The organism is Aeromonas sp. 2MA4 (assembly GCF_029237305.1).
GTDB classification, from domain to species: Bacteria; Pseudomonadota; Gammaproteobacteria; order Enterobacterales; family Aeromonadaceae; genus Aeromonas; species Aeromonas salmonicida.
On record NZ_JAACFY010000001.1, the window covers coordinates 231,378 to 256,797 of the forward strand.

30 protein-coding genes are annotated in these 25,420 nt (G+C 57.0%); 1 reads left to right on the forward strand and 29 read right to left on the reverse strand.

Translation table 11 applies throughout. The annotated features are described in order from the left end of the window. Positions 1-4: 4 nt before the first annotated feature. From GWQ31_RS01105 to ccmA, 7 genes are all read right to left on the reverse strand, one after another. Positions 5-535, reverse strand: coding sequence for a DsbE family thiol:disulfide interchange protein (locus GWQ31_RS01105; RefSeq protein ID WP_275908451.1), 531 nt, complete (start codon positions 533-535; stop codon positions 5-7). Next, positions 532-2,487 carry a heme lyase CcmF/NrfE family subunit gene (locus GWQ31_RS01110; protein ID WP_275908452.1) on the reverse strand — a complete coding sequence of 652 codons (1,956 nt, stop codon included), beginning with the start codon at positions 2,485-2,487 and terminating at the stop codon, positions 532-534. Before GWQ31_RS01110 ends, GWQ31_RS01105 begins: the two co-directional genes overlap by 4 nt. Before the next feature lie 82 nt (positions 2,488-2,569). Continuing rightward, positions 2,570-3,061, reverse strand: coding sequence for a cytochrome c maturation protein CcmE (gene ccmE, locus GWQ31_RS01115; protein ID WP_005319256.1), 492 nt, complete (start codon positions 3,059-3,061; stop codon positions 2,570-2,572). Continuing rightward, complete coding sequence (gene ccmD, locus GWQ31_RS01120) at positions 3,058-3,264, reverse strand: heme exporter protein CcmD (RefSeq protein WP_005319258.1); 207 nt, start codon at positions 3,262-3,264, stop codon at positions 3,058-3,060. Before ccmD ends, ccmE begins: the two co-directional genes overlap by 4 nt. A gap of 2 nt (positions 3,265-3,266) precedes the next feature. Further along, positions 3,267-4,007: a heme ABC transporter permease gene (locus GWQ31_RS01125; protein ID WP_275908453.1), complete on the reverse strand. Its 741-nt coding sequence runs from the start codon at positions 4,005-4,007 to the stop codon at positions 3,267-3,269. Between the two features lie 163 nt (positions 4,008-4,170). Next, the gene (gene ccmB, locus GWQ31_RS01130; RefSeq protein ID WP_021140844.1) at positions 4,171-4,839 is read right to left on the reverse strand and encodes a heme exporter protein CcmB; all 669 of its coding nucleotides are present in this window, start codon (positions 4,837-4,839) and stop codon (positions 4,171-4,173) included. Between the two features lie 4 nt (positions 4,840-4,843). Continuing rightward, complete coding sequence (ccmA, locus tag GWQ31_RS01135) at positions 4,844-5,479, reverse strand: cytochrome c biogenesis heme-transporting ATPase CcmA (protein WP_275908454.1); 636 nt, start codon at positions 5,477-5,479, stop codon at positions 4,844-4,846. A 14-nt stretch (positions 5,480-5,493) separates the two neighbouring features. Between ccmA and GWQ31_RS01140 the strand changes: the two genes are divergently transcribed. Continuing rightward, positions 5,494-5,649 (forward strand): hypothetical protein, encoded by a 156-nt coding sequence (locus GWQ31_RS01140; protein ID WP_155601922.1) that lies wholly within the window; start codon positions 5,494-5,496, stop codon positions 5,647-5,649. On the opposite strand, the gene GWQ31_RS01145 is transcribed toward GWQ31_RS01140, so the two are convergent. The 22 genes from GWQ31_RS01145 to fliL all read right to left on the reverse strand — a co-directional run bounded on the left by GWQ31_RS01145 (position 5,644) and on the right by fliL (position 25,390). Further along, the gene (locus GWQ31_RS01145; protein ID WP_043134707.1) at positions 5,644-6,030 is read right to left on the reverse strand and encodes a DUF2802 domain-containing protein; all 387 of its coding nucleotides are present in this window, start codon (positions 6,028-6,030) and stop codon (positions 5,644-5,646) included. The two genes, GWQ31_RS01140 and GWQ31_RS01145, sit on opposite strands and share 6 nt — an antisense overlap. A gap of 18 nt (positions 6,031-6,048) precedes the next feature. Further along, positions 6,049-6,537 (reverse strand): chemotaxis protein CheW, encoded by a 489-nt coding sequence (locus tag GWQ31_RS01150; RefSeq protein WP_005298836.1) that lies wholly within the window; start codon positions 6,535-6,537, stop codon positions 6,049-6,051. Positions 6,538-6,606: 69 nt separating this feature from the next. Continuing rightward, positions 6,607-7,479: a chemotaxis protein CheW gene (locus tag GWQ31_RS01155; RefSeq protein ID WP_275906675.1), complete on the reverse strand. Its 873-nt coding sequence runs from the start codon at positions 7,477-7,479 to the stop codon at positions 6,607-6,609. Next, positions 7,476-8,270: a ParA family protein gene (locus tag GWQ31_RS01160; protein ID WP_275906674.1), complete on the reverse strand. Its 795-nt coding sequence runs from the start codon at positions 8,268-8,270 to the stop codon at positions 7,476-7,478. Before GWQ31_RS01160 ends, GWQ31_RS01155 begins: the two co-directional genes overlap by 4 nt. A 4-nt stretch (positions 8,271-8,274) precedes the next feature. Continuing rightward, positions 8,275-9,192 (reverse strand): flagellar motor protein MotB, encoded by a 918-nt coding sequence (locus GWQ31_RS01165; protein WP_265462460.1) that lies wholly within the window; start codon positions 9,190-9,192, stop codon positions 8,275-8,277. A gap of 2 nt (positions 9,193-9,194) precedes the next feature. After that, positions 9,195-9,932 carry a flagellar motor protein gene (locus GWQ31_RS01170; RefSeq protein WP_034524367.1) on the reverse strand — a complete coding sequence of 246 codons (738 nt, stop codon included), beginning with the start codon at positions 9,930-9,932 and terminating at the stop codon, positions 9,195-9,197. A gap of 2 nt (positions 9,933-9,934) precedes the next feature. Beyond that, a complete protein-coding gene (locus GWQ31_RS01175) occupies positions 9,935-11,050 on the reverse strand; it encodes a chemotaxis response regulator protein-glutamate methylesterase (protein ID WP_125596671.1) in 1,116 nt (371 codons plus the stop codon). 32 nt (positions 11,051-11,082) lie between these two features. Beyond that, positions 11,083-13,251 (reverse strand): chemotaxis protein CheA, encoded by a 2,169-nt coding sequence (locus GWQ31_RS01180; RefSeq protein ID WP_265421138.1) that lies wholly within the window; start codon positions 13,249-13,251, stop codon positions 11,083-11,085. An 11-nt stretch (positions 13,252-13,262) separates the two neighbouring features. Beyond that, positions 13,263-14,003, reverse strand: coding sequence for a protein phosphatase CheZ (locus tag GWQ31_RS01185; RefSeq protein WP_005319293.1), 741 nt, complete (start codon positions 14,001-14,003; stop codon positions 13,263-13,265). 12 nt (positions 14,004-14,015) lie between these two features. After that, the gene (gene cheY / locus GWQ31_RS01190) at positions 14,016-14,399 is read right to left on the reverse strand and encodes a chemotaxis response regulator CheY (RefSeq protein WP_005319295.1); all 384 of its coding nucleotides are present in this window, start codon (positions 14,397-14,399) and stop codon (positions 14,016-14,018) included. Between the two features lie 111 nt (positions 14,400-14,510). Further along, positions 14,511-15,230, reverse strand: coding sequence for an RNA polymerase sigma factor FliA (locus tag GWQ31_RS01195; protein ID WP_021138445.1), 720 nt, complete (start codon positions 15,228-15,230; stop codon positions 14,511-14,513). Then, positions 15,223-16,107, reverse strand: a complete 885-nt coding sequence (locus GWQ31_RS01200; RefSeq protein ID WP_034523505.1) for a MinD/ParA family protein — start codon at positions 16,105-16,107, stop codon at positions 15,223-15,225. Before GWQ31_RS01200 ends, GWQ31_RS01195 begins: the two co-directional genes overlap by 8 nt. Beyond that, positions 16,100-17,518 (reverse strand): flagellar biosynthesis protein FlhF, encoded by a 1,419-nt coding sequence (gene flhF / locus GWQ31_RS01205; RefSeq protein WP_021138444.1) that lies wholly within the window; start codon positions 17,516-17,518, stop codon positions 16,100-16,102. The genes GWQ31_RS01200 and flhF overlap by 8 nt, the downstream gene beginning before the upstream one ends. A 16-nt stretch (positions 17,519-17,534) precedes the next feature. Further along, a complete protein-coding gene (gene flhA / locus GWQ31_RS01210) occupies positions 17,535-19,637 on the reverse strand; it encodes a flagellar biosynthesis protein FlhA (protein WP_275908455.1) in 2,103 nt (700 codons plus the stop codon). A 107-nt stretch (positions 19,638-19,744) separates the two neighbouring features. Continuing rightward, entirely contained in the window at positions 19,745-20,875 is a 1,131-nt protein-coding gene (gene flhB, locus GWQ31_RS01215; RefSeq protein WP_265462458.1) for a flagellar biosynthesis protein FlhB, read from the reverse strand. Between the two features lie 86 nt (positions 20,876-20,961). Then, positions 20,962-21,759 (reverse strand): flagellar biosynthetic protein FliR, encoded by a 798-nt coding sequence (gene fliR / locus GWQ31_RS01220; protein ID WP_275908456.1) that lies wholly within the window; start codon positions 21,757-21,759, stop codon positions 20,962-20,964. Between the two features lie 82 nt (positions 21,760-21,841). Next, positions 21,842-22,111, reverse strand: a complete 270-nt coding sequence (fliQ, locus tag GWQ31_RS01225; RefSeq protein WP_021138440.1) for a flagellar biosynthesis protein FliQ — start codon at positions 22,109-22,111, stop codon at positions 21,842-21,844. A gap of 27 nt (positions 22,112-22,138) precedes the next feature. Continuing rightward, positions 22,139-22,918, reverse strand: coding sequence for a flagellar type III secretion system pore protein FliP (gene fliP / locus GWQ31_RS01230; protein WP_034523503.1), 780 nt, complete (start codon positions 22,916-22,918; stop codon positions 22,139-22,141). Then, the gene (gene fliO / locus GWQ31_RS01235; RefSeq protein WP_005319315.1) at positions 22,905-23,288 is read right to left on the reverse strand and encodes a flagellar biosynthetic protein FliO; all 384 of its coding nucleotides are present in this window, start codon (positions 23,286-23,288) and stop codon (positions 22,905-22,907) included. Before fliO ends, fliP begins: the two co-directional genes overlap by 14 nt. Positions 23,289-23,349: 61 nt before the next feature. After that, entirely contained in the window at positions 23,350-23,742 is a 393-nt protein-coding gene (fliN, locus tag GWQ31_RS01240; RefSeq protein WP_017412373.1) for a flagellar motor switch protein FliN, read from the reverse strand. A gap of 49 nt (positions 23,743-23,791) precedes the next feature. Beyond that, on the reverse strand, positions 23,792-24,862 hold the full coding sequence (fliM, locus tag GWQ31_RS01245) for a flagellar motor switch protein FliM (protein ID WP_005319319.1): 1,071 nt from the start codon (positions 24,860-24,862) through the stop codon (positions 23,792-23,794). A gap of 9 nt (positions 24,863-24,871) precedes the next feature. Continuing rightward, on the reverse strand, positions 24,872-25,390 hold the full coding sequence (gene fliL, locus GWQ31_RS01250) for a flagellar basal body-associated protein FliL (RefSeq protein ID WP_021138437.1): 519 nt from the start codon (positions 25,388-25,390) through the stop codon (positions 24,872-24,874). Positions 25,391-25,420 lie beyond the last annotated feature (30 nt).

Genomic DNA, 25,420 nt, shown 5'->3' on the forward strand with positions numbered 1-25,420 from the left:
CTTCTCATTTCATGGACTCGAAGATGGGCTTGAGGGTAGTGGCCCAGACTTGTGGATTCACATCCCCCACATGGCGATAGCGAATGATGCCCTGACTGTCGATAAAGAAGGTCTCGGGTGCCCCATAGACCCCCAAATCCAGCCCCAGCATGCCATCCGGGTCATAAAGATTGACCTGATAGGGATTGCCAAGCTCGGTCAACCAGCGGATGGCCTTGCCCCGCTCATCCTTGTAGTTCATGCCGACGATGGGGATGCCCTGCTCCGCCAGTTGCTTGAGGTAGGTGTGTTCGCCGTAACAGGTCGGGCACCAGGTAGCCCAGACGTTGAGCAGCATGGGGCGCCCCTTGAGGATGCTGCGATCATGCTGCTTGTTCAGGTCATAGATGTCCTGCAGGGTGAACACGGGCACTTCCTTGTCCACCATCACTGACTCGAGCTTGGTGGGGTCGGAATAGAGCCCTTTGAACAGGAAGACAGCACCCAACAGAAAAATAATGAAGGGGATCAGAAACAGCCAGGTTTTCTTGTTCATTCCTTGGCCTCCTCTTCACGACGGCCAAAACGGTAACGCTTGTCCAGCATGGCCAGCACGCCGCCAATAGCCATGAAGACGCCACCGAACCAGATCCAGCGCACGAAGGGTTTGTAATAAATCCGCACAGCCCAGGCGCCGTTGTCCAGCTGCTCGCCGAGCGCTGCATAGAGATCCCGGGTAAAACCGGCGTCAATCGCCGCTTCCGTCATCGGCATCCGGCTCACTGTGTACATCCGCTTCTCGGGTTTGAGCAGGGCCACCTGCTTGCCATCTTTGTGAACTTCCAGCACACCTTTGAAGCCGTCGTAGTTGGGGCCATTCTTTTCCCGAATGCCGGTGAAAACAAACTCGTAATCGGCAAACTGCACCCTGTCACCGGCCTGCATGCGCAGATCTTTTTCGATGCTGTAGTTCTGGGTACAGGCGATACCTATGATGCTGACGGCCAGCCCCACGTGACCCAGGATCATGGCCCAATGGCTGTTGCCCAGCTTGCGCACCCCGGTAGCGAAGGAGTGCTTGTGGGTGGCGCGTACCCAGGTCTCCTGGATGCTGGTGATGATGATCCAGGTCCCCAGCCCAATTCCCACAGCAGCCCAAGGCTTGAACTCCTCGGCCAGCCACAGTGGCAGCAAGATGGCGGAGACCAGACTCAGAACCAGGGCGAGGATCACCTTGCCCTTGAGTTCGCCCAGCCCCTGACGGCGCCAGCGAAACAGCGGGCCAACCCCCATCAGCAGGGCAAACGGAATAATCAGCCAGCTGTAGATGTGGTTGAAGAAGGGAGTACCGATGGAGATGCTGCCAAGTCCCAGCTCCTTGTGCACCAGCGGCAACAGGGTGCCGAGCAACACGGTCAACAGACCCGCCACCAGCATGATGTTGTTGCCGAGCAGCAGGGTCTCGCGACTCCACAGCTCATGCTTGCCGTGACTCTTCACCTGCGAGCCCTTGAAGGCGAACAACAAGAGCGAGCTGCCGATCACCGCCAGCAAGAAGCCCAGAATGAACAGGCCGCGGGTCGGGTCGGAGGCAAACGCATGCACCGACACCAATACGCCGGAACGCACCAAGAAGGTGCCGAGCAGGCTCAGGGAGAAGGCGGAGAGTGCCAGCAGCACTGTCCAGGCCTTGAAAGTGGCCCGCTTCTCGCTTACCGCCAGCGAGTGCAGCAGGGCAGTACCTGCCAGCCAGGGCATGAAGGAGGCGTTTTCTACCGGATCCCAAAACCACCAGCCACCCCAGCCGAGCTCGTAATAAGCCCACCAGGAGCCAAGCACTATGCCCAAGGTCAGGAAGACCCAGGCCGCCATGGTCCAGGGACGGGACCAGCGCGCCCAGGTGGCGTCGAGACGCCCCGTCATCAGGGAGGCGATGGCAAAGGCAAAGGCGACCGAGAAGCCCACATACCCCATGTAGAGCATGGGCGGATGGAAGATAAGACCCGGATCCTGCAACAAGGGGTTGAGATCGCGGCCATCCACAGGGAAGTAAGGCAGGGTCCGGGTGAAAGGGTCGGAGGTAAACAGCACGAAGGCAGTGAAACCAACCGAGATAAGCCCCAGAACCCCGAGCACCCGCGCCACCGCATCGAGCGGCAGGCTGCGGCTGAACAGGGCCACCGCCGCCGTCCAGCCTGCCAGCGTCAGTACCCAAAGCAGCAAGGAGCCCTCATGGGCCCCCCAGACGGCAGAGATCCGATACGCCAGTGGCAAGAGGGTATTGGAGTTGGTGGCCACATACTGCACGGTAAAGTCGTGGTCGATAAAGGCCCAGGTCAGGCACAGAAACGACAGCAACAGAAGCAAAAACTGGGCATAAGCCAGCGGGCGGGCGGTCGACATCATGCCAAGGCGCCCCCACTGGGCACCGAGCAAGGGATAAACCCCCAGCAAGATGGCGGTGGCAAAGGCCAGGATCAGTGAAAACTGCCCTAATTCCGGGATCATTTCAGAGTTCCTTCAGGTTGAGTGACAGCACACACCTGTGCGCGGGTAAGAAACGATGAAAACGGTGAGCGGGTAGCCAGACTCATTGTTTGGCTCCTTTCAACTGCGCCTCGGTATATTCCGGCTTGAAATGCATACCATTGGTGGCATCGGCCACTTCCGGCGGCATGTAGTTTTCATCGTGCTTGGCCAGCACCTCGAATGCCTCCACCGTAGTGGCGTTCTTGAGAGTACCCTGGGCCACTATGCCCTGCCCTTCCCGGAACAAGTCCGGCAGTATGCCGTCAAACTCGACGGTCACCAGATGTCCGCCATTATCCACCAGCTTGAAGGCTACCTTGAGGCTTTGCTGATCTCGCAGCACTGAACCCGGTACCACCAGCCCACCAATACGCAGACGCTGCCCCTCTTCGGGCTTGATCTTGTCCGGTCCCTTGCCTTCTACCAGCTCACTCGGGGTGTAGAAGAGATCGATGTTCTGGCTGAGGGCGTAGAGCACCAGGCCGATCACGGCGGCCAAACCGGCACTGATCGCCAGTATGATGGTGAGGCGTTTCTTGCGTCTCGGGTTCATAGGGTGTTCTCCATCTGCTGGGCCGCCTTGCGGCGGGCCTCTCGCGCCTGTTTGCTACGCAACTCGCCAAGCAGGCTGCGGGTTTTTATACGGGTGGAAATGACGATGCCAACCAGGCAGATCAGGGTCAGACCAAAAGAGAGCCAGACATAGAAGGCATAACCGCCCATCGCCATGAAGTCACTGAAAGAGGCAAAGTGCATGCTTACTTCTCCTGCTCGGCAATATCTTTGACCCAGGGGCGATGCCACTCCCGCATCAAGAGCTCGTTTCGAAAACGCATCAGGGTCAGGGCTCCGAGGAAGGCGGCAAACGCCAGTATCATGATGAGCAGCGGCCACAGCATCTCGGGGGAAATGGAGGGTTTGTCAAACTTGGTGATGCTGGCACCCTGGTGCAAGGTGTTCCACCACTCCACCGAGTAGTGAATGATGGGCAGGTTGATCACCCCCACCAGTGCCAGAATGCCAGCGGCGCGGCCCGCCGCCACCTTGTCGCTGAAAGCATTGTAAAGCGCGATCACACCAAGATAGAGAAACAGCAGGATCAGCTCCGAGGTGAGGCGCGCATCCCATACCCACCAGGTGCCCCACATGGGTTTGCCCCAGGCAGCACCGGTAAACAGCGCAATAAAGGTGAACACGGCGCCGACCGGCGCAATGGCCGCCACCGTCATGTCGGCCATTCGCAGTTGCCACACCAGCCCGATAAAGGCGGCCACTGCCATGGTGGAGTAGGCCCCCATGGAGAGAATGGCGGAGGGCACATGGATATAGATGATCCGGAAGGAGTCGCCCTGCTGATAGTCGGCCGGTGCAAAGGCCAGCCCCCAGACAGTACCGATGATAAATGACAGCAGACTTGTCACGGCAAACCAGGGCAGCAAGGTCCCTGCCAGCCCATAGGCTCGCTCGGGTTTAGCGTAAGGGTGCAACCATTTCCACATAGCTCACAAAACCTTTTTGTTATTAATTGTTTGGCGAGGCCTACCATACTGACCTCAGGGTGACATCAAATACCCCGAAAGCAATAAGCGACCCTCTTCTTGATCCATCGCAACATTATTTTTCCACAATGACCCATCAGGAGCCCTGTGCTCATGTCCATCGTCAGTTCAGGCTGACCCTGAGCGCCGCCGATACTGCCAGCGGAGTCAGGGTCAAAGCCCCCACCAGCATGGCGGCCAAAATAGCGAGCTGGCCAGCATAGGGCAAGCCCATCCCCGCCGCATCGATGGCGGAGGTGGCAAAAATCAGTACCGGAATATAGAGCGGCAGGATCAACAGGCTCAGCAAGACACCGCCCTTGCGCAGCCCCACCGTCAGGGCGACGCCGACGGCCCCGAGCAGACTCAGCACAGGGGTTCCCAGCGCCAGGGTCGCGACCACGGCCAGATAGGAGTTCATGTCCAGCGACAACAGGATGGCAAGCAGCGGTGAGATCAGCAACAGTGGCAGTCCGGTCAGCAACCAGTGAGCGATCACTTTTGCCAGCGCCAGCAGCCCGAGGGGATGAGGCATCAGCATCATCTGCTCAAGCGCCCCATCGCTGAAATCATCCCGAAACAGTCGCTCAAGGGAGAGCATGGCCGCCAGCAAGGCGGCTACCCATATGATGCCAGGGGCAATGCGAGCCAGCAGCTTGGGCTCGGGGCCTATGCCGAGGGGAAACAGGGTAATGACGATCAGGAAAAACCAGAGCGGGTTTAAAATGTCGGAGCGCTGGCGCAGAGCCATCAGCAACTCGCGGTGAATAAGCTGGATTACGGCGCGCAACATCAAGCTACTCCTGCAGCAAAGGGGTCAGCGACAGGGTCTGTAACCGTCCCTGCATCAGAGTCATGTCCTGGTGGGTGGTGAGGATCACCATGCCTCCCCGCTCGGCGTGGGCCAGGAAGAGGCGTTCCAGTACCTTGACCCCCTGCTTGTCGATGGCGGTAAAGGGCTCATCCAGGATCCAGAGCGCCGGTTTATCACTGAGCCAAAGCCTTGCCAGTGCCACCCGGCGCTGCTGACCGGCGGAGAGTTGCCCGCTAGGATTGTCCTCGAAACCGGCAAGCCCGACCTGGGCCAGCACTCGCCACAGATCCACCCCGGTTTGGGTCGGATGATGCAGTTTCTGATAGAAGGCGAGATTTTCGAGCGGTGTCAGCGCCGCCTTGACACCGGGCTGATGGCCCAGATAGAGCAGGTTGGCATGATATTCATCGCGACAGTGGCGGATATTTTCGCCATTCCAGCATATTTCACCGGCAAACGGCTGGGACAGACCCGTCAAGAGGCGCAACAGGCTGGTCTTGCCCACACCGTTGGGACCTTCAATCTGCACCAGATCGCCGGGAGCCACCACAAAGGAGAGGTGTTCAAACAGAGTGCGATCTTCACGCACGCAGCTCAGATTGTTAACTTGAAGCAGCATGAGGATGTAATCAGATGAAAAGAGGCGGCCTGCATATTAACACAGTATTAGAATGCGTCTTTTCAAAGATGCCAATTATCAGCAGGATTTGTGGGGAAGATCCCGCCTTTTCGGCGCGCAAAGCGGGAGATGAAAATCAGGAAGGCGAGCGCCTTCCCGATGATTTATGAGCGGCCTTTTCGCAATGAAATCAAGAGTTCAGCCTCGGCCTTTGGCAATTCGCACTCGTTCATGACCTCGTCGAGGTCGGCACCCAGCTCGACCATCTTGGCGGCACGGCTGTAAAGGCGGCGTTCCGGATCCTGCAGGGTCAGCTCCTGCTGGCGATCGTTGACCTGCTGCATGGCCCCTTCGACCGACTGCAAACGCTGGCCCATGCCGATGGCCCCCGTGTGCAGTTCCATCATCTGCTTGCGTAGACTCTCGAGCTGGCCTTGCAGCGTCTCCACCCTGGCCTCGGACTCTCGTTGACCACGTCGACTACTGATCACCCCGTACAGGGCCAGCACCAACGCCAACAAGGACACCCCCAAGGCAGCTATTTCAATAATCAAAACATCACCTTTCTATCAGAGGGAACCAATATCTTCCCACTCTTCATCGGAGAGCAGCTTGTTCAGATCGACCAGGATCAGCAGTTGACCATCACGGTTGCTGACACCCTGAATGAACTTGGCGCTCTCTTCGGTACCCACTGCAGGGGCGGCATCAATCTCGGAGGAACGCAGATAGACCACCTCGGCCACGCTGTCGACCATGATACCAATCACCTGCTTCTCCGCCTCGATGATGACGATGCGCGAGTTCTCGCTCACATCGCCGGAAGGCAGACCGAAACGGGAACGGGTGTCGATGACAGTCACCACATTGCCGCGCAGGTTGATGATACCTAGCACATACTCGGGCGCACCCGGCACAGGGGCGATTTCGGTGTAGCGCAACACCTCCTGCACCTGCATCACGTTGATGCCGTAGGTTTCATTTTCCAGCTGGAAGGTGACCCATTGCAGCACTTCATCTTCGGCCAGATTCTGTGCAATATTGCGCTTTTCTGTCATGTTTTTATTCCTTTTATGAAAACGTCTACTGGTAAAACTAGCAATAAAACAGCACAAATGCAGAAGTTATCAGCGACCTTCTATGTTGACCCCGCGCTCCAGCAACAGGAGCAACTCCCTGACATGCAGCAGGGCGCACATCTTCTCCTTGACCATGCCAGCCAGCCAGGGACGTTTACCCTCCTGATGGCGCCATTTGACCTGATCACGATGCAATAACTCCGTGCCTTTCAGATGATGGCAGGCGAGCCCCCAGGGAGATTCACCCAACATGATCAGATACTTGTAATCCGGTATCTCCAGATGCTGACCCGGCATCACCCACTGTGCGGTATCCACCACGTTCATCTTCTGCTCGCGGGAAGTCATGATGCCACGATACCAGTCGGGCTGACCAAACAGTGACGAGACTTCGCCCATCTGATGGATCCCGCCAAGCTCGGTCAGGGGCACTGCAAAGGTGACGCCGGCAACTTCGAAGAAGAGCGCCTGAAATTCCTTGCCGGTATCGATGTTTTCCCAGGTCGATGGTGCCACCTCTTCTTGAGGCGCCAGCTCTACCATCGTTTCTGTCATCACCAGCGTTGACGGTTCGGCCACCACCGGGGCCGGCATCTCCTCTGGCCAGACGGGCTCAACCGGCAACAAGGCATCTTCAGCCTCGATCTGCAAGGGCTCGCTGACGACCTCTTCATGGCTCAGGGCATCCATTTCAAACTGCACCTGACCCACTTGGGCGAGCAACTCGCTCAGCTGTTCGAGCCGTTCATCCGCTTCCAGATAGGGTTGAACGACTACCTCGGGAGCAGCCAGAGGCTGGCGTTGCAACAAGATCACAGGAGCAGGTTCAAGCGCTTCTGACGGCTCCGTCTGCAGGACCTCATCCAGCAACAGGGAATGAAAGTAATCATCCATTGCCCTCACTTGAGTAGTGTCTCTCATGATGTCACCTCATGAGCACGTTGACGCTCCTGGGCATCAAGATAGTTGAGCAAAGTCTCATAGGCATAAGTGCCGCGGCTGCTCGGCGAATAAATAGAAGGGGGAATGTGGAGCAAGCTGGCATCCCGAAACTTGGTATCGATGGGGATGACGGCGTTCCATACGGCATCGCCATGTTGTTCCTTGATGGACTTCAGGGTCATCAGGGAGGCGCGGGTTCGCTTGTCAAACATGGTAGGGATCACGGTGAAGCGGAACTTCTCCCGCTTGGAGCGTTGCATGATTTCGAAAGTTTTCATCATCCGCTCCAGCCCCTTGAGAGCCAGGAATTCGGTTTGTACCGGTACCAGTATCCGATCACAGGCCGCCAGAGCGTTGACCATCATGACGCCCAACACCGGCGGGCAATCGATGAGCACATAGTCATACTGATCCTGAATACGCAGCAGGGCACGCTTGATCACCAATCCCATCCCTTCCCGGTTTCCCATCACCCGATCCAGAGTAGCCAATGTGATGGAAGCCGGCAGAAGATGGATATTGTCGAATTTGGTTCTCAGCGTCAGTTTATTGACCAGCTCGGCAGTAGGTTTGGCAGCCTGAAACAACTCATAGAGAGTGCCGTCCAGCCGGTCTGAATCAAAGTCGAGATATGCAGTCAAGGAAGCATGGGGGTCAGTGTCAATCAATAGCACACGCTGTCCGCGCTGAGCCAGAATACCGGCTAACGAGACCACTGTGGTGGTTTTACCGACCCCACCTTTTTGGTTGGCAACCGTCCAAACAATCACTGTATCAATCCTGCCTTGTTGTTATACGTATGCCACCACCTGGCAGAGTGATCACCTTGACCTCGCCTGCCTCGACTGCCTGTTGTACTGCGGGAACCGGCTCCACCGTCACAGGCTTGACGGGAGCGGGGGCGGGTGGCACCCAGGCGAACTTGGAAATAGCGACCACCACCTTGCGATTCTGTAAACGCCCCTGCTCGCTGTCATTCCCGGCAAAGGGAGAAAACTCGCCGTAGGCCTCGTAAGCAAGCCGCTGGGGGGCAACCCCCTTGGCGATGAGAGCCGTGAGCACGGCCTCCGCTCTTGCCGCTGACAACGTCCAGTTGGAACGGAAAATTTCATTATTTATCTGCTGGTTATCTGTGTAGCCTCGCACTCTCACATAGTTATCGACCGGTTTGAGAATACTTGAAAGAGTATTGAGCACAGGCTCGGCATTAGTACTCATAAAGGCACTGCCACTGCCAAACAAGAGTCCAGAGCTCAGCTCTATCGTCAACCAGTTGTCATCCAGCGTGAGCTTGACTACCCCCGCCTCCACCAGTGAGCCCATGTTTTCCTGCAATTGGGTATCTATCGTCGCAAGAGTCGTACCATCTTGCTTGATGGGGACACCAGAGATGGGAGCAATCGAAGGGGAGTCTTGTCTGGCACTCTCCAGCACTGCAGATGTGGCAGAGACCTCGCCGTTCAACAGGGATGTCCCCTGCCCTTCCAGCAAGCCATCGCTGCGTGGCGGCATGACGCTGAAAGCCTGAGTCATGCCATCAATGACGGCGCGATACTTGTCCTTGTTGACCTGCGCCACCGAGTAGAGCACCACGAACAAGGCAAAGATCAGCGTCATATAGTCGGCATAGGAAACCAGCCATCGATCGAGGTGCTCTCGACCTTGCAGGTGCAAACGATAGCGCTTGCGCATGGCTACTCTCCTTTCAGATAAGCCTTCAACCGCCGTTCAACCTGCGGGCCATTTTCGCCGTGAGCAATCGCCATCAAACCTTCCAGCGTCATCTCCTGAAACAGAGCGTAATGATAGTGAAAGGCGCGCAGACGATTGGCAATCGGTAGATAAAAGAGGTTGGCAAAGCCGACCCCATAGATGGTGGCAACAAAGGCAACGGCAATTCCGGCACCAAGAGCAGCGGGATCTTCCAGATTGAACATGGCCTGGATCAGACCTATCACGGCACCTATGATGCCAATGGTCGGACTATATCCCCCCATCGCCTCAAAGACACGGGCGGAGTGCTCGTTGCGCTCCTGCTCGATATCGATGTCCGCTTCCAGCAACATGCGGATATCCTCTATCGATACCCCGTCCACTATCATGGTGAGGCCCTGACGGGTGAACTCGTCACTCTCCTGATCGGCCTGATTTTCCAGTGCCAGCAGTCCCTGCTGGCGGGCGAATACCGCCCATCCCTGCAGCCGCTCGGCTTGATTGAGCAGATCCCAAGCAGGAGGAATCAACATCCAGCGCAACTGCCTGATTGCTTCGAGCAGATACTTGCGCGGTGTCTGCAAAATGACCGCGCCCCAGGTGCCACCCACTACGATGACAAAGGCAGGGCCATCGAGCAGGGTGAGCAGGGTGCCGCCATGCCACAACTGGGCAATGGCAATCGCTCCCAACGCCAGGATCAGGCCGAACATGCCCATCTTTAGCGACCCAGCTCAACCAGGATACGCTGTGCCACCCGATCCAGCGGCAGTGACTCAGTGGCGATACCCGCCTTGGCAACGGCTTGCGGCATACCATATACGACACAGGACGCTTCATCCTGAGCCCAGATGGTTGACCCCTGCTCCTTGAGCAGGCGAGCGCCATCCCGGCCATCGGCCCCCATGCCGGTCAACACGATGGCAAGCACCTTGTCGGCATAGGTTTTGGCCGCTGAAGCAAAGGTAATATCGACACAAGGCTTGTAGTTGACCTTGTCGTTACCCTCGACAATCCGGATACGGGCACCGACACCACGCCCTTCCAGCAGCATCTGTTTGCCACCGGGCGCCAGATAGGCATGACCGGGTTTGAGTACATCACCATCTTCCGCCTCCTTGACCCCGATCTGGCACAGGCCATTGAGACGAGCGGCAAAGGCGGCGGTAAAGGTCGCCGGCATATGCTGGATCAGCAATATGGGGTGAGGAAAATCACCGGGCAGCTTGGTCAACACATTTTGCAACGCAACCGGACCGCCGGTGGAGGTACCGATAGCCACCAACTGATAAGTCTTGCCACTGCGCTTGAACGCCGCCGCCGGCACACTCCGCTGTGGCTCGGCCTGACGATCACCAGGACGTGACAGCGAACTGCCCAATGGGCTGCGAGCCGCAGGTTCCGGCGCTTTGGCTCGAGCCGGCGCCGCCATCAGGAAGCGCTTGCGCGAAATATCCTTGACCCGCTGTTGCAACAGCCTGATCGCCTCGTCCTTGTCACGGGCAATGTCTTCAAATTTCTTGGGCAGAAAGTCGAGGGCACCAGCATCCAGCGCATCGAGCGTGGCCTTGGCCCCTTCATGGGTCAGAGAGGAGAACATCAGGATCGGAGTGGGACACTTGGCCATGATCTCGCGTACGGCGCTGATGCCATCCATCACGGGCATCTCTATGTCCATGGTGATCACATCAGGCCGCAGAGCCAGCGCTTTGTCTACTGCCTCCCGTCCATTCTGGGCCGTGTCTATCACCGTCAGCATGGGATCCTGATTGATGATTTCACTGACCCGGCGGCGGAAGAAGCTCGAATCGTCGACAACTAGTACCTTGACTGCCATTGTTATTTTTCTAACTCCTTGGGCCTGAGCTATCAATGTCTACGCGCATACGCTTTGAGCAGACTCGGCACATCCAGAATGAGTGCGATACCACCATCACTGGTGATGGTGGCCCCGGCCATGCCAGGGGTTCCTTGCAACAGGTTGTCCAGCGGCTTGATCACCACCTCTTCCTGGCCAATCAGGTTATCCACGACAAAACCTATCTGCTGGGTGCCAATCTGCACTATCACCACATGGCCCGTATCCTGCCGTGATTTCTTGTTCGTCCCTTTCACCAGCCACTTGTGCAGGTAAAAGAGCGGAATGGCCTTGTCACGCACTATGATAGTGAGCTGACCATCCACCACGTTGGCCTTTTTGAGGTCCAGATGGAAAATCTCGTTCACACACCCCAGCGGCAAGGCAAACGTCTGTTCACCCACTTCCACCATCAGCGTCGGCAAGATAGCAAGCGTCAAAGGCACCTTGATCTCGAGGCGGGTCCCTTTACCCCAGGTTGAATCGATATAGACGGAGCCATTCAGGCTCACAATACTGGTTTTCACCACATCCATACCGACACCACGGCCTGAGATATCGGATATCTCTGACTTGGTAGAGAAACCAGGCGCAAAAATCAGGTTGTATGCATCGTTGTCACTCATACGAGCCGCACTGTCTGCATCCAGCACACCACGGCTGATGGCGATGGACTTGAGCTTCTCCGGATCCATGCCGGCACCATCATCCTCGATACAAAGCAGGATGTGGTCACCCTGCTGGGAGGCACTCAGGGTAATGGTGCCCTGACGTGGCTTGCCCGCTTTTTCACGAACATCCGGCATCTCGACCCCATGGTCACAGGAGTTGCGCACCAGGTGAACCAGCGGATCGGCCAGGGCCTCGACCAGGTTTTTATCCAGGTCAGTTTCTTCCCCGACCATCACCAGCTCAATGTCTTTCTTGAGAGTACGGGCCAGATCGCGCACGACGCGCGGGAAGCGACCAAATACTTTTTTGATGGGCTGCATGCGGGTTTTCATTACCGCGCCTTGCAGATCGGCCGTCACCACGTCCAGATTGGCAACCGCTTTTGACATGTCTTCATCGTTGCTGGCGATGCCGAGGCTCACCAGACGATTACGAACCAGCACCAGCTCACCCACCATGTTCATGATGACGTCCAATGTCTTGGTATCTACTCGAACCGTGGTATCGCTTTGCACTGCATTTTCTGCCGGTGCTGACGGTTGTTTGACGGGGGCTGGTGCCGGTTTTGCGGCAGCAGCCGGCGCGGCGGCGGGTTTTGGTGCCGGCGCAGGCATCGGCTTGGCCGCGGGGGCAGCGCTCACCGGAGCTGCTGGTGTTGGGGCGGTTGCTACCGGTGCTGCAGGTGGCGTGATACTGGTTTTCGGTCCCTGGCCACGACCATGCAGCTCATCAAGCAGACGTTCGAACTCATCGTCATCGATAAGTTCGTCGACTTCTTTTTGTACCGACGTCAAGGGGTTGACCTCGAGGGCACCGCTATGCTGACCCTGACCATGCAACTGGTCGAGCAAGGCTTCGAATTCGTCATCGGTGATGTCACCGGTGCCGGTCAATATGGAATTGGCAACCGGGGTCGGCGCGCCGCCAGCACCATGTAATTCATCGAGCAAACGCTCAAACTCATCGGCAGAGATTTCATCGATGGAGCCGCCACCATTGACGGGCAATGGTGTAGCAACCGTCTCGGGTTCGGAAGCCACGGCAGCAGTCTCAACCGGTTCTTCCCCCTGGGCAGGGGCATTATTACCAGCGGAGGCAGTCAGCAGCTGCTCTTGCCCCTCGGGCTTGCAGAGCTCATGCAGATCATGCAGGATTTCGGCGGATGCAGGGCTTGGTGGTTCGCGATTCTGCACCTGGGCGAACATCACATTGATGGCGTCCAGTGCCTGCAAAATGACATCCATCAACTCGGCAGTGACGGTTCGCTTGCCATTGCGCAAGATGTCGAACACGTTTTCGGCACCGTGACAGACGTCTACCAATTCCCCCAGAGAGAGAAAACCGGCGCCGCCTTTAACGGTATGAAAGCCTCGAAATATGGCATTCAACAGATTCTTGTCATCGGGTCGCTTTTCCAAGTCGACCAGTTGTTCGGACAACTGTTCCAATATTTCGGATGCTTCGACCAAAAAGTCTTGCAGTATGTCTTCATCAACTTCGAAGGCCATGCGTCACTCCATTAGAATCCCAGGCTAGACAGCAGATCGTCCACATCATCCTGACCATTGACCACATCGGAACGCGTCTCAGGGTTCATGATGGGGCCTTCGGCTTCAATCCCGCTTACAGGAAGGCGTTGAGATGAATGCTCAGCCGCAGCCTCACCAAACATAGTCAGCATTTCTATTAATTTTGTTTCAACTTCCTGAACCAGCTTGATGACCTTGCGGATCATCTGGCCAGTCAAATCCTGAAAATCTTGCGCCATCAGGATTTCTGTCAGCAGTTGACGTAATTTATCGGCATCAGATTCAGAAGCCTTAATAAAATCATCCAGTTGGTGACATAAAGACTTAAATTGTCCGACATTCATGTCCCTGCTCATCAGGGCATTCCAGTTAGGCAGTACCAGCTGAATGTTGTCATTGAGTCGGTCAGCAATCGGCAGGCTGGCTTCCACCGCATCCATGGTGCGGTTGGCTGCCTTGTCAGTCATGTCGATAACGTAGCTGAGACGCTCCCGGGCATCGGGAATATCATGGGTCGCCAGGTCGGGGATCCGCGGATCCAGCCGGAAATCCTGTAGGGAATCGTGCAGTTGTCGGGTCAGTTGACCCACTTTGTCAAACAGAGCGGCGGCATTGGGGGCACATGCATCAGCAATGATGGTATCAGCCTGTTCAAATTCGCCTTGCTCAAGATGGGCAACAAGCATCCTTGCCTGATCGAGCGAAATCATTGCACTCGTTTTGGCCTTCATCCCTGCTGCTCCTTAGCCGATTCGTTCAAAGATTTTGTCGAGTTTCTCTTTGAGCGTTGCAGCGGTGAAAGGCTTGACGATATAGCCATTGACGCCCGCTTGGGCGGCTTCAATGATCTGTTCGCGCTTGGCTTCAGCCGTTACCATCAGCACCGGCAGATGCTTGAGTTTGTCATCGACGCGAATTGCCTTGAGCAAGTCGATACCTTGCATACCGGGCATGTTCCAGTCGGTGACCACGAACTGATAATCACCATTTTTCAACATTGGCAAGGCCGTGTTGCCGTCATCTGCTTCGTGGGTATTGTTAAATCCCAAGTCACGCAGCAAGTTCTTGATAATCCGGCGCATCGTTGAAAAATCGTCAACAATGAGGATTTTCATGTTCTTGTCCAAAATTCCCTCCTAAATAGCCGCCATAGCGGCTCACTTACATGATGCAGATCGCAGGTTTTGTTTTGCGGATTATGCCTTAGAGTTTTGTTTCAGTGTAGCTAGTACAAACACTTATACATGCCAATCTCTTAAACGAGCGCGTAATCTGTGCATTGCCTGACTGTGTATCTGGCTCACACGAGACTCGCTTACGTTCAATACCTCGCCTATTTCACGCAAGTTCAGTTCTTCATCGTAGTAAAGGGAGAGTACCAACGCTTCCCGTTCCGGCAAGCGTCCAATGTGTTCGGCCAGAGCACCTTGAAAACGCTCGGCTGCCAGTTCGTCAAAACCACTGTTGCTTCCAGCATCGTCGGGATGACCAATCACATCCTCGCTGACCCCCAGGTCCTCGATGCCGATTATCTTGCCGCAGGAGACATCCTGCAGCATGGTGTGATACTCGCCGAGACTGACCCCCATCTGGACCGCCACCTCGGTATCGCGGGCATCACGGCCGTGCGCTTGTTCAACATTTTCGATGGCTTCGGCGATGGCACGGCTGTTGCGGTGCACGGAACGCGGCACCCAGTCGCCCCGCCGTATCTCATCTAGCATGGAGCCACGGATGCGGATCCCGGCGTAGGTTTCAAAGCTGGCGCCCTTGCTGCCGTCAAAGTTGCGGGAAGCTTCGAGCAGCCCAATCATACCTGCCTGGATCAGGTCATCCAGCAAGACACTGCTTGGCAGGCGAGCCAATAAATGCTGGGCAATCCGCTTCACCAGTGGAGCATGACGCTCGACCAGCACATAGGAATCCTGATGACGCAAGTACGCTTGGGCTTTATTCACGGGAACCTTCCTGTGCTATGACCGGCTTTTGCAGCAAATTTTCCAGGAAAAATTCGAGATGCCCGCCGGGTTGGTTAGGAATGGGCCAGCTTGCCGCCTTGTTGGCGAGGGCGCGAAACGCCAGCGCTGCAGGCGACTTGGGGAAGGCTTCGACGATCAGCTTCTGCTTGCGCACGGCAGCCCGCAGGTTGGTGTCGTAAGGCACGCAGGCCACCAGCTCCAGCGAGGTGTCCAGAAACCGGTCGGTTACCCGGGTCAGCTTGGCATAGAGCTCCTGCCCTTCGCGCAGGCTGCGCACCATATTGGCCACCACCTTGAAGCGAAAAACACCGTGATCCTTGGAGAGGATCTTGATGAGGGCGTAGGCATCCGTGATGGAGGTTGGCTCGTCGCACACCACTATCATGATGTCCTGAGCGGCGCGAGTGAAACTCAGCACCATCTCGGAAATGCCCGCCGCCGTATCCACCATCAGGATGTCGACCTGGGTCTTCATCTCGCTGAAGGCGCGGATAAGTTCGGCATGCTGCACCGGAGAGAGCTCCACCATGGACTGGGTACCGGATGTCGCCGGCACTATCATCATGCCGTAGGGCCCCTCGACTATGATGTCGTCTATGGTGCACTCGCCGGCCAGCACATGGGAGAGGTTGCGGTGTACCCGCAGCCCCAGCATGACGTCAACGTTAGCAAGGCCAAGGTCGGCGTCCAGCACCATCACGCGTTTGCCTTGGGCAGCCATGGCACCCGCCACGTTCAGGGTCACGTTGGTCTTGCCCACGCCACCCTTGCCACCGGAAACGGCGATCACTTTTACTCGATTGTTTTGACGCATTTTGCGCAGACCACTCGCCTGATCCATATGTATGTTACTCATAAAACTCCGAATCTTCGGCCTCGCCAAAGCCTGCCCCCCAGAAATAGGGTTCTTCTGTTTCCTGCTCCAGCGAGCCCATGGCAGCCCCGACGAGCTGCGCCGCATTGGCAACTTGAATATCTTCCGGAACCCTTTGTCCATCAGTGATATAGCTGATAGGTAATGCATTCTGGATACACACGTTAATCACTTCGCCCAGATTCAGACTCTCATCCAATTTGGTAAGTATGCAGCCGCTTAATGGAATACGCCGGAAATGGTCCACCGCCTCCTGCATCACCCGACGCTGGGAAGTGGCTGACATCACCAGGTAGCTGCGGATGCGAACCTTGGCATTTTTCACCAGGGTATCGAGCTGCTCGGTCAACCGTATATCCCGCTGCCCGACCCCTGCGGTATCGATGAGTACCAGCCGACGATGGCGGAACTGATAGAGGGCATTGGCCAGCTCTTCTGCATCCCGAACCTGCCGAACCGGGCACCCCATGATGCGACCATAGGTCTGCAACTGTTCATGGGCACCAATCCGGTAGTTGTCCGTGGTGATGAGCGCCACCTGCTCGGCGCCATACTTCATGGCAAACCGCGCCGCCAATTTGGCGATGGTGGTGGTTTTGCCCACCCCGGTCGGTCCGAGCAGGGCAACGGCCCCACCCTGTCGTAAAATGTCGTCTTCGCTGATCTTGAGCTGGGCGGTCAGCACCTCGGCCAATTGGGCCATGGCCTGATGGATGGACATATCCTCAGGGATAAGGCCCGCCAGCTGATCGGCAAACGCATCGTCAAAGCCTATCTTCTTGAGTTCCTTGATGAGCAGGGCCCGCATAGGTTCACGGCGTTCCACTTCCTGCCACATCAGTCCGGAGATTTGGTGCTCCAGCAGCTTGCGAATGCTGGCCATCTCCTTGCGCATCCCTTCCATCTCCTGCTCTCGCGGCGCAGGCTGGGGAGCACGACCCGGGGTCGCCACTCTGGCTTTGGGCTTGGCAGGCTCGGGCGCCGCTCCCCACTGGCCCTGTTCGGCCAGGGTGCGAGGCGCGGATCCGGCAGCCGCCATCGGGGCCCCACCGTTTAGACCGGCCGGGTTGGATGGATTCAGCTTCTGCTGGCGTGCCAGCAGCGCGGCCAGGGTATCGGCATAGTGTTCGTTCTGTTCCTTGGCCGGGGTGGGCACAGGGCGCGTCATCTGCCGTCCGGCAGACGAGATATTGACGCTCTCATCGTTCAACTGACGGCGAACCGGCGCATCTTTGGGTCCCGGAACCTGGGATTGATAATCGACAGCAGCGACTATCTCCACCCCTCCCGTGACTTTCTTGTTGGACATGATGACGGCATCGGGCCCGAGAGTCTCCTTGACCTCAGCCAGCGCCGTTCTCATATCCTTGGCAAAAAACCGCTTAATCTTCACCCGTCATCTCCGCTAACTAGTTCTGTCCTACCGCACTGACGATACGGATTTGCTTGTCATCAGGCACTTCCTGATAAGACAGAACGCGTAATCCAGGAATGGCATTCTTGACAAATTTCGCCAGGGTATTGCGCAGTATCCCTGATGTCAGAAGCACGGCCGGTTGGCCTTCCAGTTCTTGTCGTTGAGTGGCTTCCACCAGCGAGCGCTGCATCCGCTCCGCCAGGCCCGGCTCTATGCCAGCGCCATCACCACCCCCTGCCTGCAGGGATTGATGCAATATACGTTCCAATTCTGGCGACAATGTGATCACCGGTAACTCGGGATCCGGGCCGGCAATCTCCTGCACTATCAGGCGGCGCAGGGCGATACGGCAGGCGGCCGTGAGCACTTCCGGGTCCGGGCTGCGCGGGGCATATTCCACCAGGGTCTGCAGGATAGTGCGCATATCGCGGATTGGCACGCCTTCATTGAGCAAATTCTGCAATACCTTCACCAGGTTACCCATGCTGATGACCTCGGGAACCAATCCTTCCACCAGTTTGCTCTGGTGCTTCCCTATCATGTCGAGCAGTTGCTGCACCTCGTCATGCCCCAGCAGCAAGGCAGCATGGTTGGAGAGGGTCTGGCTCAAGTGAGTAGCGACCACGGTGGCGGTATCCACCACTGTGTAACCCAGGGTCTGCGCCTGGGAGACCTGCTCCTTGGCGACCCACACCGCCTCCAGCCCGAAAGCGGGATCCCGGGTGGCAATGCCCTGGATCTGGCCGAACACCTGGCCCGGGTTGATGGCCATCTCTTTATCATGGTAGACATTGGCCTCGCCGGTACTGACCCCCATCAAGGTGATGCGGTATTGATTGGGCGCCAGATCCAGATTGTCCCGAATGTGGACGGCAGGGACCAAAAAGCCGAGCTCCTGGGAAAGTTTCTTGCGCACCCCTTTGATCCGGTTGAGCAGTTCCCCGCCCTGATTGCGATCCACCAGAGGGATGAGCTGATAGCCCACCTCCAACCCGATAATATCTACCGGCATCACATCGTCCCAACTCAGCTCTTTCTGCTCATGAGGCTGCTCTGAGGTAGCAGGCATCAGCTCGCCCTTGGCGGCCTTGGCCGCAGCACGCTTCTCACGGCGCAGCAGCCACCAGGCACCGGTGGCTGAAATGGCTCCCAGGCTCAGGAAGGCAAAGTGCGGCATGCCTGGCACTATCCCCATCAACAGCAGAATACCTGCCGAAATAATCAGCGCCTTGGGATTGTCAAACAACTGACCCAGCACCGCCGTGCCCATGTCCTGTTCCGTATTCTGCCGGGTCACTATGATGGCAGCGGCGATGGAGAGCAGCAGGGAGGGGATCTGGGCAACCAGACCGTCACCGATGGCGAGCAGGGTATATATTTCGGCCGACTCACCGAATGTGAGCTGATGCTGCATCATGCCAATGATGAAGCCGCCGATGATGTTGATGAAGAGGATCATGATGCCTGCTATCGCATCCCCTTTCACAAATTTGGAGGCACCGTCCATGGAGCCGTAGAAGTCGGCTTCCTGAGTCACATCTTGCCGACGTTTTTTGGCATCTTCCTGGTTGATGAGACCAGCGTTCAAGTCCGCGTCGATGGCCATCTGTTTGCCGGGCATGGCATCCAGGGTGAAACGGGCGCTCACCTCAGCAATACGTCCGGCGCCCTTGGTGATGACCACAAAGTTGATGATCATCAGGATCGTGAAGACGATGATACCGACCGCATAGTTGCCGCCGATCACCACGTTACCAAAGGCCTCGATCACATGACCGGCCGCCGCGCTGCCATTATGGCCTTCCAGCAAGACCACCCGGGTTGACGCCACGTTGAGCGCCAGCCGCAGCAGGGTTGCAATCAGCAGGACGGTCGGGAAGGCGGCGAATTCAAGGGGGCGGCGGGTATAGATGGCCACCAGCAAGACCACGATGGATAGGGCAATATTGAAGGAGAAGAGGACATCCAGCAGCATTGGCGGTATGGGCAGCACGACCATGCCAAGGGAGCCAAGCACCAGCAGCGGTGTCCCCACCCCCTTGGTCAGCAATCCCCTGTGCTCTTTCAATCGGCCCAATGATGCCTGGAATTTCATCGTTTTTCTCAATCTTAAACCGCTGGTGTCCGATTAAAGCAAACATCAAGCCAACAATTCAATGCATTGATTTTAAATGATTTTATTTTGACTGCGTCAGAAGTTTGTCATTTGCGAAATTCAGGCGGAATGGGCAGATCACGGGCGATCGGATTGGGGCGCCGGCCGCTGCCACGACGGAATTTTTTGAGCTGATAAATATAAGCCAACACCTGGGCCACGGCGGCAAACAGGCCTTCCGGGATCTCGTGCCCAATCTCGGTGGAGTGAAAAATGGCGCGGGTGAGTGCCGGGGACGGCATGATGGGGATCTCGTACTCCCTGGCTATCTCCCTGATCTTCATTGCGATTTCGTCTGTGCCCTTGGCGACGACCTTGGGCGCGGCACCCGGCTTGGCAATGTCGTATTTGAGCGCCACCGAGTAGTGGGTCGGGTTGGTGATGATGACGTCAGCCTTTGGCACATCTCCCATCATGCGTCGCATCGCCATCTGCATCTGCAACTGCCGTATCCGTCCCTTCACCTCGGGTTTACCTTCGCTGTCCTTGAATTCGTCTTTCACTTCCTGCTTGGTCATCTTGAGCTGGCGTGTGTGGTTCCAGGTCTGGAAGGGTACATCTATGGCCACTATGGGGATGAGGGCACAACAGAGGATGATCAACATCCACAGCAGCAGGTCCAGCGCATCTATGATGCCACCGGGAAACCCCTCCATGGAGAGATTAAGCAGATGGGTGAACTGGCTCGACAACATCCACCAGGCAAACAAACTGATGAAAACCACCTTGGCAATGGACTTGACCAGTTCGATCAGTGACTGCACCCCGAACATCCGCTTGATGCCGCTGAGCGGGCTCAGCTTGCTCCACTTTGGCATCATGGCCTCGGAGGAGAAGTTCATCCCCCCCAGCAGGGTATTGCCGACGAAAGCCGCTATGGCCACCAGCATGAACAGCAAGCCAAGCGGATAGACAAGCTCCCTTAGCAAGGCCGGCAACATGGCGCCCATGGCGTTAGGATCGAAAGCCTGATCCCGGTCCAGAGTAAAGCCAATGGTGAGGATCTTGACCATGGCGCCGGCCAGACTCTCCTTGACCATCAGCAGACCGAAAACAGCTGCCAGCAGGACGCTGGCGGTACCCAGCTCCTTGGAGCGTGCAATCTGCCCTTTTTCCCGGGCCTGTTGCAGTCGTTTGCCCGTGGGTTGTTCGGTACGTTCCTGATCGGTATCAGCCATCTTGCTGACCTCCGCAACACCGGACGCGGCTCAGCAGCAATCGCCTCCAGAGGAAGTGAAGCAGTTTGGTACCAAGCCACGCGCAATCAACCATTCTGATCACCGAAGCACTGGACATTAATCAGCTCGCAGCTGGTCTCCTGCACCCGCTCCCACATGGAATCGAAGTGACCGAGAAAACCGCCTATGGTGAGCCAGAGGATGAAGAGGCCGGACATCATGCTGACCGCAAAACCGATACTGAAGATGTTGAGCTGGGGTGCCGCCCGGGTCATGACACCGAACGAAAAGTTGATGAGCAGCAGCGCGACTATGGCCGACAGCGCCATCACCAGAGAGGCCTGGTACATGACCCCCAAAAAACCGACCAGACTGCGGATGGCAGGCAGGGTGAGCCCGGTCTCTGAGACCGGCAAGGTCTCGAAACTCAGCACGACCATGCGCAACATGATGAGGTGACCATCCACCGCCAGAAACACCAGGGTTGCCAGCATCAGGTAGAACTGACCTACCACAGGGGCCGACTGGCCATTCATGGGGTCCAACAGGGTCGCAAAACCCAGACTGGTCTGCATGGCGATGACCTGACCGGCCATCACGAAACTCTCCATCAGAAACTGGGTCATGAGGCCGAGGGCAATGCCGATGAGCAGCTGCTGGGTCAATACCAGAAAACTGCCGACGGAGAACAACTCAACCTTGGGCATGGGAGGCAACAAGGGGGCGATCATGAAGGTCAGTGCCAGCGCCAGCCCGATACGGATCCGGGCCGGCGTCAGGCGGCTGCCGAACACCGCCATCACCATCAAGAGGCCGCTCACCCGCGCCAACGGCCAGAGGATGGAAGACAACCACTCCATGATAAGAGCGGTCGTGTAGGTCATACCGCCACCTTGGGACTATCGCAAGGTACCGCCATCAGCAGCAGGCTGTCAGACGGTAATCCTGGCAACGCCGTGGAGTGCATCATCCCACCACCTGGGGAATTTGACTCACCATCAGCAGGAAGAAATCCATCAGGCTCTGCAAGCCCCAGTGCGCCCCCGCCCCCAGTGCAAACAGGGTGACGATGAGACGCGGCAGGAAGCTCAAGGTCTGTTCGTTGATGGAGGTAGCGGCCTGAAAGATGGCCACCACCAGACCTATCATCAAACTCGGTAAAATCACGGCGCACACCATGATGGTCACCAGCCAGAGTGCCTCACGGAATACGTCGACAAAGGTTTCCGGACTCATGCTCCTTGCTCCTTGCGTTTGTCCGACTTAACCACCGGCGCCCAGGCCGAAACTGTTGGCCAGAGAGCCCAGTATCAGGTTCCAGCCATCCACCATGACGAACAGCATCAATTTGAATGGCAGGGAAACCAGCATGGGTGACAGCATCATCATACCCATGGCCATCAGGATACTGGCCACCACCAGATCGATCACCAGGAAGGGCAAAAACAACATGAAGCCTATCTGGAATGCCGTCTTCAGCTCGCTGGTCACAAACGCCGGGATCAGCACGCGCAGTGGCACCTCGGCGGGTTTATCCACCTGCACGTCGGCGATTTCCATGAAGGTATTAAGATCCTTGATCCGGGTCTGGGAGAGCATGAACTGATGGATGGGCAGTTCGGCCCTCTCCAGCGCCTCCCTGGCCTGAATGGTCTCGGCCAGATAGGGTTGCAGCGCCTCGTCGTTGATCCGATCCAGCACGGGGGACATGATGAAAAACGACATGAAGAGGGCAATGCCGATCAACACCTGGTTGGAGGGGCTCTGCTGCAAACCGATCGCCTGGCGCAATATGCCAAGCACTATGATGATGCGGGTAAACGAGGTCATCATGATGACAACCGCAGGCAAGAAAGATAGCGCCGTCATCAGCGCCAGCACTTGCAGGGTCAGGCTGTATTCCTGACTGCCATCCGCCAGGGTCTTGATGGTCACGGCCGACATGCCATCCTGGGCCAACGCCAGCGGCGAGAACAGCGCCAGCGTTGATAACAGGCCGACCAGCAGCCCCATTGGTAACCTCAAGCCGTCAGCTTTTTTCATGTTTGCCCATCAGTTTGCCAAGTTGCTGGGAAAACGCCTGGGGCTGGCTCTCGTCCAGCGGCGTATCCAGGCGATAGAGAAAATTGACCTGCTGCGGTGTCACCCCGATCAACAACTGCTGTTCACCCACCTTGACCACCAGCAGCTTCTCTTTATAACCCACCGGCAGGCTGGCGATGACACGCATCTGACCGCCCCCCATGGCGTTGGCTATCTTGCTCTTCTTGAGCAGAAAGCCCAGCACCAGGATGAGGCCGATCACCATCAGGCTGGAGAGCAACCAGGAGGTGAGGCTGGGAGGATTGGCTCCCGCCCCCGGATTGGCCAGTACAGGGCAGGATAACAAGAGTAACGGGAGCGCGCGGATCATGTGAGTTTCTGGATCCTGTCGGCCTGAGTGATGATGACATCGGTCAGCGCAATGGTGCAGGTCATTTGAGTTTCTTGATCCTTTCAATCTGGCTGATGACATCGGTCAGACGGATACCGAACTTGTCGTTCACTACCACCACCTCGCCGTGGGCGATCAGGGTGCCGTTGACCAGCACGTCCAGCGGCTCACCCGCCACCCGATCCAGCTCCACCACAGATCCCTGGTTCAGTTGCAGCAAGTTGCGGATGCTGATCTGGCTGCGGCCCACTTCCATGGCGATGGTGACCGGAATATCCAGAATGGTGTCGAGTTTGCGCCGCTCCTCGGCACTGATGGGGGCGTCATCGGTGAGCTCCTCGAGGGGAGCGGGTTTGGCTTCGGCAATCACCTGCTCTTCCAGTGCGGCTGCCCAGGCGTCCGCCATCAGATCCTCTTCATCAGTTCCGCTCATCTTGCTTCCTTATGCTCATTCGTGACCATCTGTCGTGACAGACTGTCGATTATCGCTGTTGATCTTCGATGCTGCGCTCGAGCTCTTCCAGCTCGGCCTCACCATCGATACGTATGCCGCCCCGGGTCACCAGATGCATTTCTGTCTTGACCCCTTCAGGGCGCTTGAGTTTGTCGGTAATCTTGAGGGCCACGTTATCCTTGGTCCGCCCCATCTTGGCATGGAAGGTGGGCAAATCTTCCACATAGACCAGCAGGTTCTCAGGCATCTCCACCGGGATTATGTCACCGGGCTTGAGCTCCATCAGCTCGCGCAGTGTCAAGTCCGTCTCCAGCAGTTTGGCTCTGAGCTCGACCTTGACGTCCATGATCTCGTCGCGCAGCGCCTTGCTCCAGCGTACGTCCGTGTCACCCTTGTCGCTCTGCACACCAGCATCCAGCAGTTCGCGGATGGGCTCCAGCATGGAGTAAGGCATGGCCACGTGAAAGTCACCGCCGCCCCCATCAAGCTCGATGTGGAAGGAGCTCACCACTATCACCTCGGTGGGACTGACGATGTTGGCCATGGCAGGGTTCACCTCGGAGTCGAGGTATTCGAAGCCCACGTCCATGACGGGGGCCCAGGCGTCCTTGTAATCCTCGAACACCAGCTTGAGCAGCATCTGTATGATGCGGCGCTCGGTGGGTGTGAACTCGCGACCCTCGATCTTGGCGTGGTAGCGACCATCGCCGCCAAAGAAGTTTTCCACCAGGATGAAGACCAGTCGGGCCTCCATGGTGATGAGTGCCGTGCCCTTGAGCGGACGAAAACGCACCATGTTCAGGCTGGTCGGTACGAACAGTGTATGTACATATTCGCCGAATTTGAGCATCTGCACGCCGTTGATGGAAACCTCGGCGGTGCGGCGCATCATGTTGAACAGGCTGATCCGCATGTGACGGGCAAAGCGCTCGTTCACCAGCTCCAGGGTCGGCATGCGGCCACGGACGATGCGGTCCTGGGAGGAGAAGTCAAACTGGGCAACACCGGGATCCCCCGCTGCGCCTATCTCTTCCTCTTCGACATCATCGACACCGTGCAAGAGGGCATCAATTTCGTCCTGACTTAACAGATCGCTCACGCTTCACCCTTATTGCATTACAAAGCCGGTAAACAGCACTTGTTCGATAACGGGGGAAGAGACCAGGTCACCCAGCACCCGACGGCACTCTTCCAGTGAATCCTTGCGCAGCTTCTCCTTGCCTTCGAAAGTCATCAGCTGCTCGCTGGTGGCGGCACTGAAGATCCGCAGCAAGGTGCCTTCAATCAGGGGGATATTTTGCTTGGCCAGGTTCTCGTCGGCGGTGCCACGCACCATCAACTGCACCTTGATCTGCACCAATCGATCCCGCTGTGCGCCCGAGACGTTGAACACGAAGGGACGCGGCATGCCCACATAGAGCGAAGGTTTCGGTGCCGCGTCTTTCGGCTTGGCATCTGCCCCTTCGGCCGCAGCGTCAGCCGCCGGCTTGTCGGAGCCGGAGAGCATGAACCAGGCACCAGCACCGCCGCCCGCCAGCACTATCACGGCCAGGGCGATGATTATGATCAGCTTCTTTTTCTTGCCTGCCGCCGGATCTTTAAGCGTCAGTTCGTTGTCATCTGCCATCCCTTGTCCACCCTAGTCTCAAACTTGTTC